This is a genomic window from Deltaproteobacteria bacterium, from assembly GCA_016218975.1.
Classification (GTDB): Bacteria; Desulfobacterota; Deferrimicrobia; order Deferrimicrobiales; family Deferrimicrobiaceae; genus JAENIX01.
The window spans coordinates 1-17,236 of sequence record JACRCO010000009.1 but is presented as its reverse complement, the minus strand read 5'-3'; the positions used below and the strand labels follow the sequence as shown (position 1 = coordinate 17,236).

Sequence of the window (17,236 nt, the reverse complement as noted above, 5' to 3'; positions counted from 1 at the left end):
GCCCCATGAACTCCGGAGCCGCATGGAAGGCGGAGCGGGAAGCGAGGGGGATCACCATCGAAGAGGCCGCCACGCGGCTCCGCATAGCGGGGAAATACCTCCAGGGCATCGAGAACGGGGATTACAGCGGATGGCCCGCGAGAGTGTTTTCTTCCGGATATATCCGTTCCTACGCGAAACTGCTCGGGCAGGATCCCGAGCCGGTCCTTTCGGAATATCTCCGTTCGCTGGAAGCATCGCCGGAATCCACGCCTTCACCGGGATATTCCATCCCCACGTGGGTGGAACGGGAGCGCCAGCGCGGGAGTCGAAGGACGACTTATGCCCTGGCCGCCGTCGTGGTCCTTTTCATAGGCCTCGTGCTTGCGTGGGTAAGCACCAGGACCTCCATGCGGAAGGTTCCCCCTCCGCCGGTCACGGCGGTTTCCCCTCCCTCTCCCATGCCGGCCGAGAACGCGGCGACGGCTGCGGCTGAGCCTAAGATCGCCGACAACACGGCACAGCAGCCTGCTCCCGAAACCGCTGCCGTCCCGGCGGATAACAATGCGCCGGCTCCCCAGAGCGTGGTGACGTCCGTCGGAGGCGTCGGACCGGTGAAATCTCCCTACCAGCTTTTCCTGGAAGCGAGCGAAATGACCTGGCTGATGTACGGACTGGACGATCAGGAACCCGTGGACGTCATGCTTTATCCGGGGGACAAGATCAGCATTCAAGCCAGGAAGAAGATCTTCCTGAAGCTGGGAAACGCAGGCGGCGTGGTGGGGACCCTCAATGGCAAGCTGCTGCCGCCATTCGGGGCCAGGGGGCAGGTGAAGGAAATCCGGCTCGGGGAGTAACGGGGCTTGCCGTCCCAAGGGACGCGTTCATTCAAGTCATCCCGCGCGTTTCTCGTCCGCTCCGCGGATCGGGGCGAGGCGGACCTGCGGCTATCCTTCTTCACCGAATCCGACGGCTTGGTTCCCATGATGGCGAAGGCGGCGCTTCGAAGCAGGAAGCGATTCGGCGGCAGCCTCCAGAAATATTTCCTTTTACAGACGGAATGGACCGAGATCCCGGGCAGGATGGCGATCCTGAATTCCTGCTCCCTGCTTTCGAGTTACTGGGAAATCGTGGCGGATTGGGAGAGGGTGCGGCACGCCGATTACCTGCTCGAACTCGCGGCTTCGATCTTTCCCCAACCGGGCCCCAAGCCCAAGGCGTTTCGCATCCTCCACGATGAGATGCGTTCCCTTGCATCGGGAGAGCCCCCCTCGGCGGCGGCGAGAAAGGCGGAGGCGGCATTTCTTTCACTGGGAGGATGGGGGCCGGACCTTGGAGGATGCCGCCGATGCGGGCTTCCTGCGGACAGCCTCGAGCGAAAAGATGCAAGATCGGTTCGGTTCATACTCTCCGAGGGGAGGTTTATCTGCGGGAATTGCGCCTCTTCCGGCGGTCTTCCAATGTCTCTCGGAGCGGTGAGAACATGGAAAGCGCTCCAGTCCTCCTCCCCCTCCATTCTGCGCCGGCTGCGCATCCCCAATAACATTCTTGAGGAATTGCAGGCTGTTATACCTGGATATCTCGAGTTACACCTTGGGAAATCATTCCGCAGCCTCGGAGGCGGCAAACAGTGATAGGGGTCGCAAACCCCCTGTATTTATAGTGATTTATCTTGACACCCCGTTCGGCGGAGTGATATGTAACCCTATCACTTTCCGAACGGGGAGGACACCTTGCTATACCAGGACCTTGTTCTTGCCCTGGAACGCTTCTGGGCGGACAAAGGGTGCGTAATCCACCAGCCCTACGATATCGAAGTGGGCGCGGGAACCTTCAATCCGGCGACATTCCTGCGGGCCCTCGGGCCCGAACCGTGGAACACGGCATACGTCGAGCCTTCACGCAGGCCTACGGACGGCAGGTACGGCGAGAATCCGAACCGCCTCCAGCACTATTACCAGTACCAGGTTATTATGAAGCCATGCCCGTACAATTACGTGGAGATGTACCTGGATTCGCTTAAGGCCGTCGGGATAGACCCGTTGAAACACGACATACGGCTCGTCGAAGACGACTGGGAGTCCCCGACGCTCGGCGCGTGGGGCCTCGGATGGGAAGTATGGCTGGACGGGATGGAAATCACCCAGTTCACCTACTTCCAGCAGTGCGGAGGTATAGATCTCAAGCCCGTCTCGGGAGAGATCACCTACGGCATCGAGCGGATCGCGATGTATCTCCAGAACGTGGAGAACGTATTCGACCTGAAGTGGGTGGGGAACGTCACCTACGGAGACGTGCATCACCGCGGGGAGGTGGAGTTCTCCAAGTACAACTTCGAAGCCGCCGACATACAGATGCTCTTTTCCCTTTTCAACATGTTCGAGAAGGAATGCCTGCAGCTGATCGACAGGAAACTCGTCCTTCCGGCTTACGATTACTGCCTTAAGTGCTCCCACACGTTCAACATGCTGGATGCCCGCGGCGCCATTTCCGTCACCGAGCGCACGTCGTACATAGGCAGGGTCCGCAACCTGGCCCGGCTTTGCGCGGAAGGGTACCTGAAGTCCCGCGAGGAGATGGGCTTCCCGCTGATGAAGAAGTTCCCCCGCTGACAATCCATCACGAAGAAGAGGGATTATGGAACGCGATTACCTGTTGGAAATAGGATGCGAAGAGATCCCGGCCGGGCTGGTGGGACCCGCACTGTGGTTCGGCGGCCAGCAGTTCGCCGAGATATTGAAAAAAGCCCGCTTCGTCTTCGACCGGGTCGACATCTACGGAACCCCCAGGCGGCTCGCCTACGTCATCCGAAACCTTTCGGACCGGCAGAGGGCTTCCGAGGAAAAGGTCCTGGGCCCGCCGAAAAGCGTTGCCTACGACAAGGAAGGAAAACCCACCAAGGCTGCGCTCGGGTTCGCGAAGGCGCAGGGTGTGGAGCTGTCCGATCTCGGCTTGTTCCCCACCGACCGCGGAGAATACCTGGGAATCGTGAAGGCGCAGGCCGCCCGGCCGGTAGCAGAGGTCCTCCCCGAGGTGGTGGCGGGGTGGATTCCCACGATACCGTTCAAGAAGTCGATGCGCTGGGCGGACCTGGACGTGAGGTTCGTGCGGCCCGTCCATTGGATCGTTTCGCTTTACGGTGATCAGGTGCTGCCCCTGTCCTTCGGAAACGTCACCGCGGGCCGCACGACATACGGGCACCGTTTTCTTTCCCCGGGTTCCATCGACCTGTCGAAGACCGATGAATATTTAGACAAGCTGGCTGCGGCCGACGTGTTCGTGGACCTGGAAGTCCGCAAGGAGAAGATCCGCGCGGGCATCAAGGAGGCTGAAGCGCAGACAGGCAGGAAGTGGGTGGAAGACGAGCCGCTGGTGGAGATCGTGGCGAACCTGGTTGAGTACCCCGTGGTGATGGTGGGCCGGTTCGAGGAAAAGTACCTGTCCCTGCCGCGGGAGGTCCTCATCACCTCAATGCGCGTCAACCAGAAATATTTCGTGTTCGAGGACGATAAGGGGAACCTGTTCCCCGGTTTCGCCTTCGTATCGAACATGCGCGTCCCGGACAACCGCGTGGTGATCGCCGGTAACGAGCGCGTAATCCGCGCCCGCCTTTCCGACGCGGAGTTCTACTACGGGGACGACCTGAAAAAAACCCTGTTCGACCGGGCGGAAAAGCTGAAGAACGTCCTGTTCCAGGCTGACCTCGGCATGTACTGGGAGAAGATCGAGCGGATGGCGGATATCTCCGGATACGTCGCCTCGATAGGGTTCCCCGCGAAGGAGAAGGACTGCCGGAGGGCTGCGTACCTCGCCAAGGCGGACCTGACGACGGGCGTTATCAAGGAATTCCCCGAATTGCAGGGTGTAATGGGACGGCACTATGCGCTCAAGACCGGAGAGAAGCAGGAGGTAGCGCAGTCCGTCTACGAGCACTACCTGCCCAAGGGCCAGTCCGACGACCTCCCGTCGACCGACGTGGGGGCCGCAGTCGCCGTTGCGGACAAGATCGACATGGTGTGCGGTTGCTTCGGCGTGGGTCTTATCCCTTCCGGCACCGCGGACCCGTACGGGCTGCGCCGTCACACGCTGGGGATCCTCTCCATCCTGGAAGCGCGGGGGTTGCGCGTTCCCATCGAGGGGTTGGTGGACCTTTCGCTATCCACACTGACGGGAAAGCTGAAATCCCCCAAGGACGAAGTGAAGCGGAAAGTGATGGAATTCATCCAGGGCCGGCTGTTCAACCTCTGGACCGCGCAGGGCACACCGGGAGACCTGGCAGATGCAGTGATTTCCGCCGGACTGACCGACATGACGGACCTTCGGTCGAAACTGAATGCGCTCGTCGCGTTCCGCTCCGACCCCGCATTCGAGCCGCTCGCCGAGGTATTCAAGCGGGCGATAAACATCACCAAGGCATATTCGGGACAGCTCGCGATATCGGAAATCCTCTTCGAGCACAACGAGGAGAGGGCGCTGCACACGGCCGCGAACGATGTTTCCGGCAGGGTCTCGGCCGCTGCGAAGGACGGCCGGTACTCGGAAGCGTTCCGGGAGATGGCGCGGCTCCAGCCGCTGGTGTCCGCTTTCTTCGAGAAGGTGCTGGTGATGGCGAAGGACGAAAAGGTGAAAACCAACCGCCTGGCGCTCCTGAAGAATCTCTCCAACCTGTTTGCCGGCGTGGCGGATTTTTCTAAGGTAAGCGCGTCCAAGGCGTAAAAAAAAGCGGACCGGGAGGAAAAGGGAATGGCCACCAGGCGCGTCTATTTCTTCGGCGGCGGCAAGGCCGAAGGGCACGGGGAGATGAAGGACATTCTCGGAGGCAAGGGAGCCGGGCTGGCGGAGATGACCAACCTGGGAGTGCCCGTACCTCCCGGCTTCACGATCAGCACGGAAGTCTGCAACCTCTTTTATGCGAACCGCGGAAAGATCTCCGCGGACGTAAGGAAGGAAATATCCGCGCAGCTTGCACGCCTCGAGAAGATGACAGGCAAGAAGCTGGGCGATCCGAAGAACCCCCTCCTCGTTTCGGTGCGGTCCGGATCGAAGTTCTCCATGCCCGGGATGATGGACACGATCCTCAACCTGGGGCTGAACGACAAAAGCGTCGAGGGCATCGCCGGAAAATCGAAGAACCCGCGGTTCGCCTACGACTCCTACCGCCGATTCCTGATGATGTTCTCCGACGTTGTTCTCGGGATCGACAAGGAGCATTTCGAGGAGATCTTCGAGCGGAAAAAGCGGGAGCGCGACATTGAAAGCGATGTTGAGCTCGCCGCGGCGGACCTGAAGGATGTGTGCGGGAAGTTCAAGGCTCTCGTCAAGGCTCGCCTTCGCAAGGAGTTCCCGCAGGACCCGGAGACGCAGCTCGACCTGGCCCGCGACGCCGTGTTCAAGTCCTGGAACAACGACCGCGCGAAGTATTACCGCAAGGCGCACGGTATTCCGGACAACCTCGGCACCGCCGTCAACGTCCAGGCGATGGTGTTCGGAAACATGGGCGACGACTGCGCGACGGGCGTCGGATTCACCCGTAACCCGGCCACGGGGGCCACGGAGTTCTATGGGGAATACCTCACGAACGCGCAGGGAGAAGACGTGGTGGCGGGGATCCGCACGCCGAAGCCGATCGCCGCGCTGAAGAAGGAGATGCCCAAGGTCTTCGCGCAGCTCGTGAAGATCACGGACAAGCTGGAAAAGCATTACAAGGACGTCCAGGACTTCGAGTTCACCGTCGAGAACAACGTGCTCTTCATGCTCCAGACGAGGAACGGGAAGCGCACGGCGGCCGCTGCGGTGAAGATCGCCGTCGACATGGTCAAGGAGAAGCTCATCACCCGCGAAGAGGCGGTGATGCGGCTCGAGCCGCAGCAGATAGACCAGCTCCTTCACCCCGTTATCGACCCCAAGGCGAAGTTGGAGGTCATCGCCCGGGGCCTTCCCGCTTCTCCGGGCGCGGCGACCGGCGCCGCCGTGTTCACCGCCGACCGCGCGGTGGAGTGGGCGATGGAAGGTAAGGCGGTGATCCTGGTACGCAAGGAGACGAGCCCCGACGACATCCACGGAATGGACGTGGCGCGCGGAATCCTTACCGCCAAGGGCGGCATGACCTCCCACGCCGCGGTGGTCGCCCGCCAGATGGGGAAGACCTGCGTGGCCGGCTGCGAGGCGATCGACGTGGACGAATCGACGCACCGTTTCGTCGTCGGCGGCCGGGCGGTCCGCGAAGGTGAATTCATCTCCCTTAACGGAAGCACCGGAGAAGTGATTTTGGGGCAGGTGCCGCTGATCGCGCCGAAGATGACCGGCTCGTTCGGCACGCTCATGTCCTGGGCCGATGCGATACGGCGCCTGAAGGTCCGCGCGAACGCCGACACGCCGCGCGACGCCCGCACCGCACGGGAGTTCGGAGCGCAGGGGATCGGGCTCTGCCGGACCGAGCACATGTTCTTCGCGGAGGACCGCATACCGCTGATGCGGGAGATGATCCTCGCCCGCACGAAGGAGGAGCGCGAGGCGGCCCTCGCGAAGCTCCTTCCCCTGCAGCGCGAGGACTTCAAGGGGCTCTACAAGGAGATGAAGGGCTACCCGGTCACGATCCGGCTCCTGGACCCGCCTTTGCACGAGTTCCTTCCCAAGCGGGAGGAATTGATGGTCGAGGTCACGAAACTCGATCTCGTGCGTGCGGACCGCACGATCGTCGACGAGAAGCGCAGGCTGCTCGACCGTGTGGAAGAACTTCACGAGTTCAACCCGATGCTGGGGCTGCGCGGATGCCGGCTGGGGATCTATTATCCCGAGATAAGCCGCATGCAGGCCCGCGCCATTTTCGAGGCCGCCTCCGAGGTCACCCGCGAAGGCATCCGCGTGGTGCCGGAAGTGATGATTCCGCTTGTCAGCATGGTCCAGGAGATGAAGGCGCAGAAGGAGCTGGTGGTCGAAGTCGCGGAAGAGACGATGAAACGCTACAAGAAGAAGTTTCCCTACACGGTGGGAACGATGATCGAGCTCCCACGCGCGGCGGTCACCGCCGACGAGATCGCGAGTGAGGCGGAATTCTTCTCATTCGGCACGAACGATCTCACGCAGACGACGTTCGGATTCTCTCGTGACGACTCCGGCAAGTTCATCCAGTACTACATGTCGCGATCCGAGCTTTGCCCGCGGTGCGGCACCAAGCTCGAGAAGGACCTTTCCTGCGCATCCTGCAAGGTCGTCTATCCGAGGCGGCCCGAGAACATCCTCGAGGCCGACGTGTTCGCCACCATCGACCAGACAGGCGTCGGTCAACTCGTCCGCATGGGCGTGGAGAAGGGCAGGTCGGTGCGGCCGAACCTGAAGGTCGGGATCTGCGGCGAGCACGGCGGGGACCCGAAGTCGGTTGAATTCTGCCACCGCGTTGGGCTGGATTACGTTTCCTGCTCGCCCTATCGCGTCCCCATCGCGCGGCTGGCGGCGGCGCAGGCTGTGTTGAGGGAAAAGACCGCCCAACCCAGAAAATAGGAATATTTACTCCCATCAAAACGGCGGCCCTCCCGGGGGCCGCCGTTTTTTTCGGCTTTACATTTCCCCCCAAACACAATATATTGCGTCCAGGGGGGGCGGCATATACACTATCTTGATAATATGTCGAGGTATTCCGTGCCTCAGGCAGCAAGGGGACAATGAAACTCAAAAAACTCGAACTCTTCGGCTTTAAATCCTTCTACGACAAGACGATTTTCGAATTTTCCGAGGGAATCACCGCAATCGTCGGCCCGAACGGCTGCGGCAAATCCAATATCGTCGACGCCATCCGATGGGTCCTGGGAGAACACGCTCCGACCTATTTGCGGAGCAAGGCCCTCGAAGACGTGATCTTCGCGGGCTCCGATGCGGCCGGGCCGTTGGGGATGGCCGAGGTATCGCTTACTTTCGGCAATGAAGAAGGTGGCGGTCCCCCCGGGTACGAGTCCTACGCGGAGATACAGGTCACCCGCCGCACCTTCCGGAACGGCGAGAGCGAATTTTACATCAACCGGGTCCCTTGCCGCCTGAAGGATATCGCAGAGCTCTTCCTCGACACGGGGGCGGGCGCCCGCGGTTACGCCATCATCGAGCAGGGCAGGATATCAACGATCGTCAACGCGAAGCCCGACGAGAAGCGCCTGATCGTCGAGGAAGCGGCAGGGGTGGCGAAGTTCCGCGTCCGTAAAAAGGAAGCGGAACGGAAGATGGAGAGCACGCGGCAGAACCTTGCGCGCGTGAAGGACATCCTCGACGAGGTGAAGCGGCAGATAGGCAGCCTCGACCGGCAGGTCCGCAAGGCGGAAAAGTACAAGGCCTTGAAGGAGGAGCTGCGCGATCTGGATCTGCGGATCGCGGCGCGGAAATTCCGGGAGTTCACGCAGCTTCGGTCGTCCGCGGGCGTGGAGCTTCACTCGCTCGAGGATTCGCTTCTCGGTATCCGCGGGGAGATCTCCCGGCTCGAAGCGGAGATGGAATCCATGAAGATCCGCCACGCCGAGGCGGAAAGCGAAGAGCGGGACCTTGGGGCCGCCCACGGCGCACTGAAGGAGGAAGTCGCCCGTCGTGAGGAGGAATGGAAAGGGAACGTCAGGCAGGCCGGGGAGCTGCGCGGGCTGATCGATGAAGCCGCGGCGCGGGCGGAGGTTATCGGGCAGGAGATTTCCGCCCTTGCGGTCCGAATCGGGGATGCGCGCGAAGGCGCATCGCTGCGGCGGGAAAGCGTCGATTCGGCCAGGGGCCGGTTTGCCGCCCTTTCGGCCGAGGCCGGCGGGGCGGAAGAGGAATACCGTCTCCACCGGGAGCTGTCCGACCGCGCAAAGTACGACCTGATGGTTCGCGTGAATCATCACTCCACCGCACTTTCAAGCGCGGGGTCGTATCAGCGCACGATCGATGACAACGAGCGGAAACTCGTCCGCCTCGAGGAACAGGTCGGAGCGGCTTTGGCGGAATCCGGGAAGGCGGAACGGGAGCTTGCGGAAGTCCGGGCGCGTGAGGATGTGTCCAGGGACGCGGTCGCCGGCGCGGAAACATCCTGGGAAGAGACGGGCCGCCTCCTCGATGAATCCACAGTCCGGATCGACGATGCCGTGAAGACGCGCGCCGAGGCCGAGGGCCTCCTCCAGGCGTCATCCTCCCGGCTGGACACCCTGTCCCGCGTATACGAGCAGAAGGATTGGGCCACTTCCGGCGTGCGCGCCGTTCTCCGGCATTTCAACGGGCACGGGAAAAGCGGCGGCGCCGAGGGGGACAAGGGGATCTTCGGCGTGATCGGGGACCTCGTGGAGACGGACGCCCCTTACGAGAAGGCCGTCGAGGCTGTGCTCGGAGAAAGAATGCAATCCATCGTCGTCCGCGACCACACCGAGGGGCTTTCAGCGCTCAGGTTCCTCAAGGAAACACGCGAAGGCCGTGGTACTTTCGTGCCGGTTTCCCTGCGTTCCCGGGAAGATGCGCCCGCGTATCTCGGCGAGGAAGGGGTGATCGCCCCGCTTGCCGACGTCGTCCGGGCGTCTTCGGAGTGCGGGGACCTTGTGCGCGGCCTGCTCGGAGGAGCGCTGCTTGTGCGCGACATGGATTGCGCGCTGAGGCTTTGGAACCGCAACGGAGTGTGGAACACCTACGTCACACTTGAAGGGGACGTGGTCACCGCGGAAGGTGCGCTGGTCGGCGGCTCCCTCGGTGAAAGCGAGTCCGGCATCCTTGCGGTGAAGCGGGAAATGCGCGACCTGGAAAAGGAGATCGCCGTGATCGCCTGCGAGGCCGCACGGCTCCGTGAGGCGGAGGAGGAGTCCCGCCGCACGAAGGCGGAGCTGGAAGAGCGGAGAAACCTCATGTTCCGCCGCAGGGAGGAATGCACGAACGAGCTTCGCCGGGTGGAGCAGTTGCGGGCGGGGCTCGAAGCGGCGCGCTCGCAGGCGGTGGAAAGGCACGAGGACCTGGTGCGGGATCTGGAATACCAGAAGGCCGACCTGGCAAGGATCCGGACCGAGCACAAGGCGTCGCAGGAGGCGGCTCAGCTTTCCGGGCAGGCCAAGGGCGAAGAGGAGGAGCGCGTCCGCCGGCTGATCGAAGCGCTCGAGGAAAAGCGTCTTTCCGCCGAAGACGCCCGGAAACGGTGCCATGCGGCGGAGATCGAGCTGGCGGAGCTTGCAGGGAAGGACGACGCCGAACGTAAGGCACTCGAGGGACTTGAAGCGGCTTTGGAGGAGAAACGCGTACTGGCCGGAGATTGGAGCCGAAGGAAGACGGATTACGCGGGAAGGGTCCGCGCGCTGGAAGAGGCGATCGAATCCGGGCGCACCGCCGTCGAGGAAGGCGCCGCCGAGCTCTCGCGGCGGCAGGAGGCGATCGACAGGCTCATCGACGAGAAGGCGGCGATCGCCGCGAAGATCGATTCCCTTGGAGGATCGATGAAAGAAACGCGCCGCGGCGCGCAGGAAGCTTCCGATCGGCTCACCGACCTTCGCCTGTCCGTGCAGCGGATCGAAAACGATTTGTCGAACCTCGATGTCCTGACGTATCAGCGGTATGAGGCGCACCCGGCGGATCTCCCTGTGCCGGAGGAAGCCGCCGATCCCGAAGGGGAGGCGGCTGAAATCTCCGGATGGGAATCCCGCGCCGCCGAATTGCGCGACAGGATCTCCGGAATGGGGGATGTCAACCTCGCCTCGATCGAGGAATACCGCGAACAGACCGAACGACACTCCTTCCTTGCGGGCGAGAAGGAAGATCTCGAGAAATCGCTCGACGACCTTTCCAGGGCGATCCAGCGGATCAACCGGACCACGCGGGAGCGTTTTTCCGACACATTCGGGAAAATCAACGAGAAGCTTACGGAGGTGTTCCCCCGGCTGTTCCTTGGCGGGCGGGCGTTCCTGACGCTTATCGACGAGGAAAACCTCCTCGAAACCGGAGTGGAGCTCGTAGTCCAGCTTCCCGGAAAGAAGCTGCTGCCGCTGTCTTCCCTGTCGGGCGGGGAAAAATCGCTTGCCGCCGCCTGCCTTATCTTTTCGATCTTCCTCGTGAAGCCGTCTCCGTTCTGCCTTCTCGACGAGGCGGACGCAGCGCTCGACGATGCCAATATCGACCGGTTCAATTCCCTCGTCAGGGAGATGTCGGGGCGCTACCAGTTCCTCCTCATAACGCACAACAAGCGAACGATGGAACTTGCGGACAGCCTCTACGGGATAACGATGGAAAAGCCTGGGATCTCCAAAGTCGTCTCCGTAAAATTCAACGCGTGATTCATCCCTCCGGGCGTGGCTAAATCGAACGATTCATTCTTCTCCCGCCTGAAGGCGGGGCTTTCCAAGACCCGCGAACTGCTGTTCATGAACGTCGAGGCGGTCGCCCGCGGCATCGGCCCGGTGGATGAAAACGTCCTCGCCGATCTCGAGGAGGCGCTCATCCTCGCCGATGCGGGGGCGCCCCTGGCGCATGAGTACTCGGAGGCGCTCCGGGCGAAGTGGCGGCGCGGCGAGCTCCCCGATACGGACGCCCTGCGTTCGGCCCTCCGGGGAATGATCGCGGAAACCCTCGCCCCCAGGATGGTCCCCCTGAAGGTCGTTCCCCCTTATCCCTTCGTCGTCCTTGTCGTCGGCGTGAACGGCGTCGGAAAGACGACCACGATCGGCAAGGTCGCCCACTGGCTGAAGGAAGAGGGGCATCCGGTTCTTCTGGCCGCGGGCGACACCTTCCGCGCGGCGGCCATAGGGCAGCTGAAGATCTGGGCGGACCGGGTCGGGGCCGAGTTCGTCCAGCACAAGGAAGGCTCCGACTCCTCGGCGGTCGCGTTCGACGCCGTGCGCGCCGGAAAGGCAAGGGGCGCCCACGCGGTCCTCATCGACACCGCCGGGCGGCTCCACACGAAGTCCTCTCTCATGGAGGAGATGCGGAAAGCGGTCCGCGTGATCGGAAGGGAAATGCCGGGGGCGCCGCACGAAGTGCTGCTCGTGCTCGACGCCACGAACGGGCGCAACGCCATCGCGCAGGCGAAGACCTTCCAGGAGTTCACCGGCGTGACGGGGCTTGTCCTTACGAAGCTGGACGGCACGGCGAAGGGCGGCGTAGTGCTCTCGGTCACCCGGGAAATCGGCGCCCCGATCCGGTTCATCGGCGTCGGCGAGTCCGTCGAGGACCTGCGCCCCTTCGATGCTTCGGCGTTCGCCGAAGCGCTTTTCTGAGCATTTAATCCATATGATCGACACCCTTTTTCTCCAGGTGATCGGAGGGGCGTTCCTCCTCCTGTACGGAGTGAGGATCACCGGCCAGGGCTTCGAGCTTTCCTTCGGGGCGCGTCTCAAAAGCTGGTGGGGCGCCCCGGGCAGGAGCCGGCTGGGAGGGTTCGGGGCGGGGGTCGCCGGAACGGCGCTTCTCCAGAGCTCCGGCGCGGTCGTCACGCTCCTCGTATCATTTGCGGAAATCGCTCCGCTGCCGCTTGTCCAGTCGCTTTCCGTCGTGCTCGGAGCCGATCTCGGAAGCACCCTGATCGTCCAGGTGCTCTCGTTCCGGATCTACCGTTACGCCTTTCCGATCCTTTCCGCAGGCGTCCTTTTGTACCTTTGGGGAAGAAAGACCAGGATCCATGCCGCAGGCCAGGGCCTGCTCGGAATCGGGTTCATCCTCCTTTCGCTCCGATTTCTTGCGGGCGCGGCAGGCGAGGTAGGCCAGGTGGCCAGCCTCCGTTCCCTGATGACGGACCTGGGCGGAGCTCCCCTTGTTGCCTTTGCATGGGGAGTGGCCCTGAGCGCGCTGTTCCAGAGCGGCACCGCGGTGATGATCCTGCTGATCGCTTTCGTCCAGGAAGGGGTTCTCCCCGTGTCCGCGGTCCTTCCGCTGGTGCTTGGAGCGAACGTCGGCGGATCGTCGGTTGCGTTCGTCGCCGCCTCCGGGCTGGCCGCCGAGGGGAAGAGGATAGCCTGGGGGCACGTGGCGATGAAGACCGCGGGAGCGCTCCTGTTCCTGCCGTTTTTCCCGTACGTCCGGGATATGCTCGCCTCCGTATCCCCCGATCCCTCCCGGATCGTCGCGAACGCGCACACGCTGTTCAACCTTACGCTCGCAGTTCTCTTTTTCCCGCTGGCGCCGAAAATCGCCTCGTGGCTCTCCGGGATCATTCCGGAAAAGAAGGAGGCGGCTCCCCGGGGAAAGCCGATGTACCTTGACCGGGAGCACCTTCCGATAGCCGGGGCCGCCCTCGGCCAGGTGGCCCGTGAGATCATGCGGATCGCGGACATGATACAGGAAATGCACGGCGCGGCGCTGCAGGCTATCCGCGGTGCGGATGGAGAAGCGCTGGCCGAGCGCATCCGGCGGATGGATGACGACGTGGACGAGCTGACGCGCGAGATCAAGGTGTTCCTGTCGGCGCTTGGGGAAGGCTCCCTCGATTCGGAACAGACGAACCGCGCGGTGGCATATATCGCCATAGCATCCGACCTTGAGAACATCGGCGACTTCATCGACAAGACGCTGGGAGACCATGTGCGCCGGATGGCGGAGAGGGAGCAGCGATTTTCGGAGGAGGGGGCGAAGGAGCTGGAGTCCTTTCTGTCGGAGGTGGAGGCGATGTACCGCGAGGCGGTCTCGGCGTTCGTCACGCGGGACCGGAAGGCTGCCGAAATCGTCATCGCGCGCAAGGATACGGTGGGACGCATGGAACGGGATCTTCGGCTCGCCCACATCCGCAGGCTGAGGAAGGGGACGCCGGAATCGCTCGAGTCCAGCGCCGCCCACCTCGATATCCTTTCGGCATGGAAGGTCATCGCTTCGCATTGCGCGGCGATCGCCTACAGCGTCCTTCAGATAGAAGAGAGGGAACCCAACCGCTGAAATTCACGGGAATGGTTCGGGACGGCTCATCCGATCCTGTTCACGATTGACCCTGCGGCCGGGACGGGTTAATTTAAGCTGTCCGATCATGAACATCGAGCACATCGAGGGGAGAACCGGGAAAATGGCGGATGAATCGTTCGTCCTTATAGAAAAAAAGATCAGCGATCTCGTCGGGCTGGTGTCTGCGCTAAAGGGGCAGAATGCCGAGTTGTCCGCCCAGCTCGAGCAAAAGAAGGCCGAGGCCAAAGACCTCGCCCGCAAGGTCGCCGAATTGACCAATGAGCGGAACGAGATCCGCGAGCGGGTTGAGAAAGTCCTCTCGCGCCTGGAAAACATTGAGTTGTAACCCGTCGAATGTATAATGGGTAGTGGAAGGGATGAGTGACCGGTATGACGTGAACATCGCCGGGTACACGCTGACCGTTAAGACCGACCGGTCGGCGGACCACATGGCGAGGCTGAGCGAACTCCTGAACGAACGGGTTCGCGAGGTTCAGAAGTCGGGCGTGACGACGAATTACCTGAACGTCGTCATGCTGGCGGCGATGAAATTGGCGGATGAGGTCCTGGAGCTTCGCGGGAAGCAGGACGAAGAGAAGAAGCTTCTGGAGCAGAAGAGCCGGGACCTGCTGGACGCGCTGGACAGCGCGCTGAAGTGAGGGAACGGAAGGGCGGTATTACCCCTGCCGTGCGCGTGATTGGCGGGAGAGTTTGAGCCAACACATGTAGAACGGGGTCCCTTCCTGGCGGCGGTGAGCATGCCCCCACGGGGGAAGCCTGAAGCCGCCATAACCAGGGATCCCACCTGGTGAGAGCCAGGTTCGACTCTATCGTCGACACGGCACAGAGCAGGGGTTTTTATACTGTTACACCCGCGGGAGACCGCGTTTATATAGATTGGGGCGGCAGGTTAAAGGGATTCATGAAGTTCTACCACGAATAAGGTCCGGCCTGGTTTGCCATAACGGTTCCTCCGTAGCGGTACGGGATATTTCCGTACCGTCGCAAAGGCTTATTCGTGGATCCTGTCCACCCCGCATTCCCCAATTCCGGCAGGTAGTTGATGTTGATGTCAGAGCGGAAAGCGCAGCTTCGCCGCAATGCGCGCAAGCGCAGCCGCGAAAAGACGGGCGGCGAGGAGCAGGCCGAAAAAAGCCGGGCGGCGCAACTGCATTTTCTTTCGGCGTTTCCTCCCGGGCCGGGAGGAAAAGCGGCCCTTTACATGGCCGTCGCCGGAGAAGTGGGAACAGAGGTGATCCGCGCGCGCTATCTCGAAGGGGGAGCGCTGCTTTATTATCCCAAGGTCATGGAAGACGGGACGCTCCTGTTCTATCCGGACGGCGGCAGCGGCGGCTGGGTCCGTGGGAAATATGGGCTTCTGGAGCCGCGCGTTACAAAGGGAATGTCAGGCATACGGAACGGGCTCGACCTGGTGGTCGTCCCCGGGGTCGCGTTCGATCCCATGGGAAGGCGCCTGGGCAAGGGTTACGGATATTACGATCGGTTCCTGTCGGGGCTTGCCGGGAGCGCGGTAACGGTCGGCCTGGCGTTTTCCCGGCAGGTGGTGCCGGAGGTCCCGGTGGATCCTTGGGATGTACCGGTGGATGCGGTCGTAACGGAAGACGGCGTGATCCGCGTTGAAAGGGATGGCGCCGGCGGTCAAATAAAATAGATGCGGTACCCGGGAGGCTCATTTTGAATACCAATCTTGCGGTCATTGCGGCGCTGGCCGTCATCGCGGCGGCGCTCGGGCTGTACGTGGTGTTCCTGTTGCTGAAAAAACGCTCGGCCGAAGAGGAGGCGCGGGCCGGCGCGGCGAAGGCCGACGAAATTCTTCAGAGCGCGAAAAAGGAAGCGGAGAACATCCTCAAGGAATCGTCGCTTCAGGCAAAGGACTACCAGCTCCAGGTCAAGCTGGACTTCGAGCGGGAAACGAGGGACCGGAAGAACGAGATCGGCCAGCTGGAGAAGCGGCTCCTGCAGAAGGAAGACATTCTCGACAGGAAGACGGAAGCGCTGGAAACCCGTTCCCAGGAGTTCGGCAGGAAGGAAAAGGAGCTCTCGGATTTTTCCAGGAGCCTCGATGCGAAGCAGGCGGCGTTGCAGGAAGATCTACGTAAGGCGAGGGAGGACCTGGAGCGGATTGCGGGAATTTCCGCCGATCAGGCGAAGGCCGAGCTGGTAGATATGGTGACGGAGGAGGCGCGCCTCGAGGCCGGCAAGAAGATCCGCGCCATGGACGAGGAATTCAAGGAGGAGGCCGCCCAGAAGGCGAGAAAGATGATCTCCCTCTCCGTGCAGCGGTACGCTGCGGACTACGTGGCGGAGCACGTGGTGACCGCGGTGCCTCTGCCCTCCGAGGAGATGAAGGGAAGGATCATCGGGAGGGAAGGACGCAACATCCGCGCGTTCGAGGCGGCGACGGGAATCGACATCATCATCGACGACACGCCCGAGGCCGTGATCCTGTCCGGCTTCAACCCGGTGCGCAGGGAGGTGGCGCGAATCGCCTTGACGCGCCTCGTCCAGGACGGCCGCATCCACCCTGCGCGGATAGAGGAGACGGTCGAGCGGGTGACCAAGGAGGTCGACGATCTCGTACGCGAGGCGGGAGAGCAGGCCCTGTTCGATCTCGGACTTCACGGGATCCATCCCGAAATGGTCAAACTGATCGGCAAACTGAAATACCGGACGTCCTACGGGCAGAACATTTATACCCATTCGCTCGAAGTGGCGTTCCTCTGCGGGATGATCGCTTCCGAGCTGGGATTGAGCGCGAAAGTCGCCAAGCGCGCTGGGCTGTTGCACGACATCGGGAAGGCGGTGGACCACGAGGTTGAAGGGCCGCACGCCCTCATAGGGGCGGACCTCGCGAAGAAGTACGGCGAATCCAGCCGCGTCATCCATGCCATAGCGGCGCACCACGAGGACGAGTCTCCGCACGACATCCTTCCGATCCTCGTGCAGGCGGCTGACGCACTTTCCGGGGCGCGGCCCGGGGCGCGCCGGGAGATGCTGGCGAATTACCTCAAGCGCCTCGAGGACCTGGAGCGTATCGCGAAATCGTTCTCGGGTGTCGAGAAGTCATACGCCATCCAGGCGGGGCGCGAAGTGCGCATCATCGTCGACAACCAGAAGATCGGCGACGACGCTGCCACGATCCTCGCGCGGGACATCGCAAAGAAGATCGAAGGGGAACTGTCCTACCCCGGCCAGATCCGCGTCACGGTGATCCGCGAGACCCGCGCCGTGGAGTACGCTAAATAGGGACGGTCCTGAGCTCGGTCTCTCTTTGGCGGAAACGGAGTCTGGTTATTCAACTGGGGTGTATAGATTGACAGGAGTTATCAGGACCGTCCCTGTTTTGCGTTGCCTGAGCTCGGTCTCTCTTTGGCGGAAACGGAGTCTGGTTATT

The 17,236-nt window shown here is 62.2% G+C and carries 12 protein-coding genes and 1 other RNA gene; all 13 read left to right on the top strand.

Translation table 11 applies throughout. The features are described from left to right. Positions 1 to 5 precede the first annotated feature (5 nt). The 13 genes from HY896_01370 to rny all read left to right on the top strand — a co-directional run bounded on the left by HY896_01370 (position 6) and on the right by rny (position 17,088). Complete coding sequence (locus tag HY896_01370) at positions 6 to 836, top strand: DUF4115 domain-containing protein (protein ID MBI5574992.1); 831 nt, start codon at positions 6 to 8, stop codon at positions 834 to 836. 6 nt (positions 837 to 842) lie between these two features. Continuing rightward, positions 843 to 1,613, top strand: a complete 771-nt coding sequence (gene recO / locus HY896_01365; GenBank protein ID MBI5574991.1) for a DNA repair protein RecO — start codon at positions 843 to 845, stop codon at positions 1,611 to 1,613. Between the two features lie 99 nt (positions 1,614 to 1,712). After that, on the top strand, positions 1,713 to 2,591 hold the full coding sequence (gene glyQ, locus HY896_01360) for a glycine--tRNA ligase subunit alpha (GenBank protein MBI5574990.1): 879 nt from the start codon (positions 1,713 to 1,715) through the stop codon (positions 2,589 to 2,591). Between the two features lie 25 nt (positions 2,592 to 2,616). Continuing rightward, positions 2,617 to 4,695: a glycine--tRNA ligase subunit beta gene (locus tag HY896_01355; protein MBI5574989.1), complete on the top strand. Its 2,079-nt coding sequence runs from the start codon at positions 2,617 to 2,619 to the stop codon at positions 4,693 to 4,695. 27 nt (positions 4,696 to 4,722) lie between these two features. Next, positions 4,723 to 7,479: a pyruvate, phosphate dikinase gene (locus HY896_01350; GenBank protein MBI5574988.1), complete on the top strand. Its 2,757-nt coding sequence runs from the start codon at positions 4,723 to 4,725 to the stop codon at positions 7,477 to 7,479. Positions 7,480 to 7,640: 161 nt separating this feature from the next. After that, a complete protein-coding gene (gene smc, locus HY896_01345) occupies positions 7,641 to 11,231 on the top strand; it encodes a chromosome segregation protein SMC (protein ID MBI5574987.1) in 3,591 nt (1,196 codons plus the stop codon). A gap of 15 nt (positions 11,232 to 11,246) precedes the next feature. After that, the gene (gene ftsY, locus HY896_01340) at positions 11,247 to 12,170 is read left to right on the top strand and encodes a signal recognition particle-docking protein FtsY (protein ID MBI5574986.1); all 924 of its coding nucleotides are present in this window, start codon (positions 11,247 to 11,249) and stop codon (positions 12,168 to 12,170) included. Between the two features lie 13 nt (positions 12,171 to 12,183). Further along, the gene (locus tag HY896_01335) at positions 12,184 to 13,818 is read left to right on the top strand and encodes a Na/Pi cotransporter family protein (GenBank protein MBI5574985.1); all 1,635 of its coding nucleotides are present in this window, start codon (positions 12,184 to 12,186) and stop codon (positions 13,816 to 13,818) included. An 88-nt stretch (positions 13,819 to 13,906) separates the two neighbouring features. Beyond that, entirely contained in the window at positions 13,907 to 14,167 is a 261-nt protein-coding gene (zapB, locus tag HY896_01330; GenBank protein ID MBI5574984.1) for a cell division protein ZapB, read from the top strand. 31 nt (positions 14,168 to 14,198) lie between these two features. Further along, complete coding sequence (locus HY896_01325) at positions 14,199 to 14,480, top strand: cell division protein ZapA (GenBank protein ID MBI5574983.1); 282 nt, start codon at positions 14,199 to 14,201, stop codon at positions 14,478 to 14,480. A gap of 18 nt (positions 14,481 to 14,498) precedes the next feature. Then, positions 14,499 to 14,680: non-coding RNA, 6S RNA (gene ssrS / locus HY896_01320), on the top strand. Positions 14,681 to 14,890: 210 nt separating this feature from the next. Next, positions 14,891 to 15,493, top strand: coding sequence for a 5-formyltetrahydrofolate cyclo-ligase (locus HY896_01315; protein ID MBI5574982.1), 603 nt, complete (start codon positions 14,891 to 14,893; stop codon positions 15,491 to 15,493). Between the two features lie 23 nt (positions 15,494 to 15,516). Continuing rightward, positions 15,517 to 17,088 (top strand): ribonuclease Y, encoded by a 1,572-nt coding sequence (gene rny, locus HY896_01310; GenBank protein ID MBI5574981.1) that lies wholly within the window; start codon positions 15,517 to 15,519, stop codon positions 17,086 to 17,088. Positions 17,089 to 17,236: the final 148 nt, after the last annotated feature.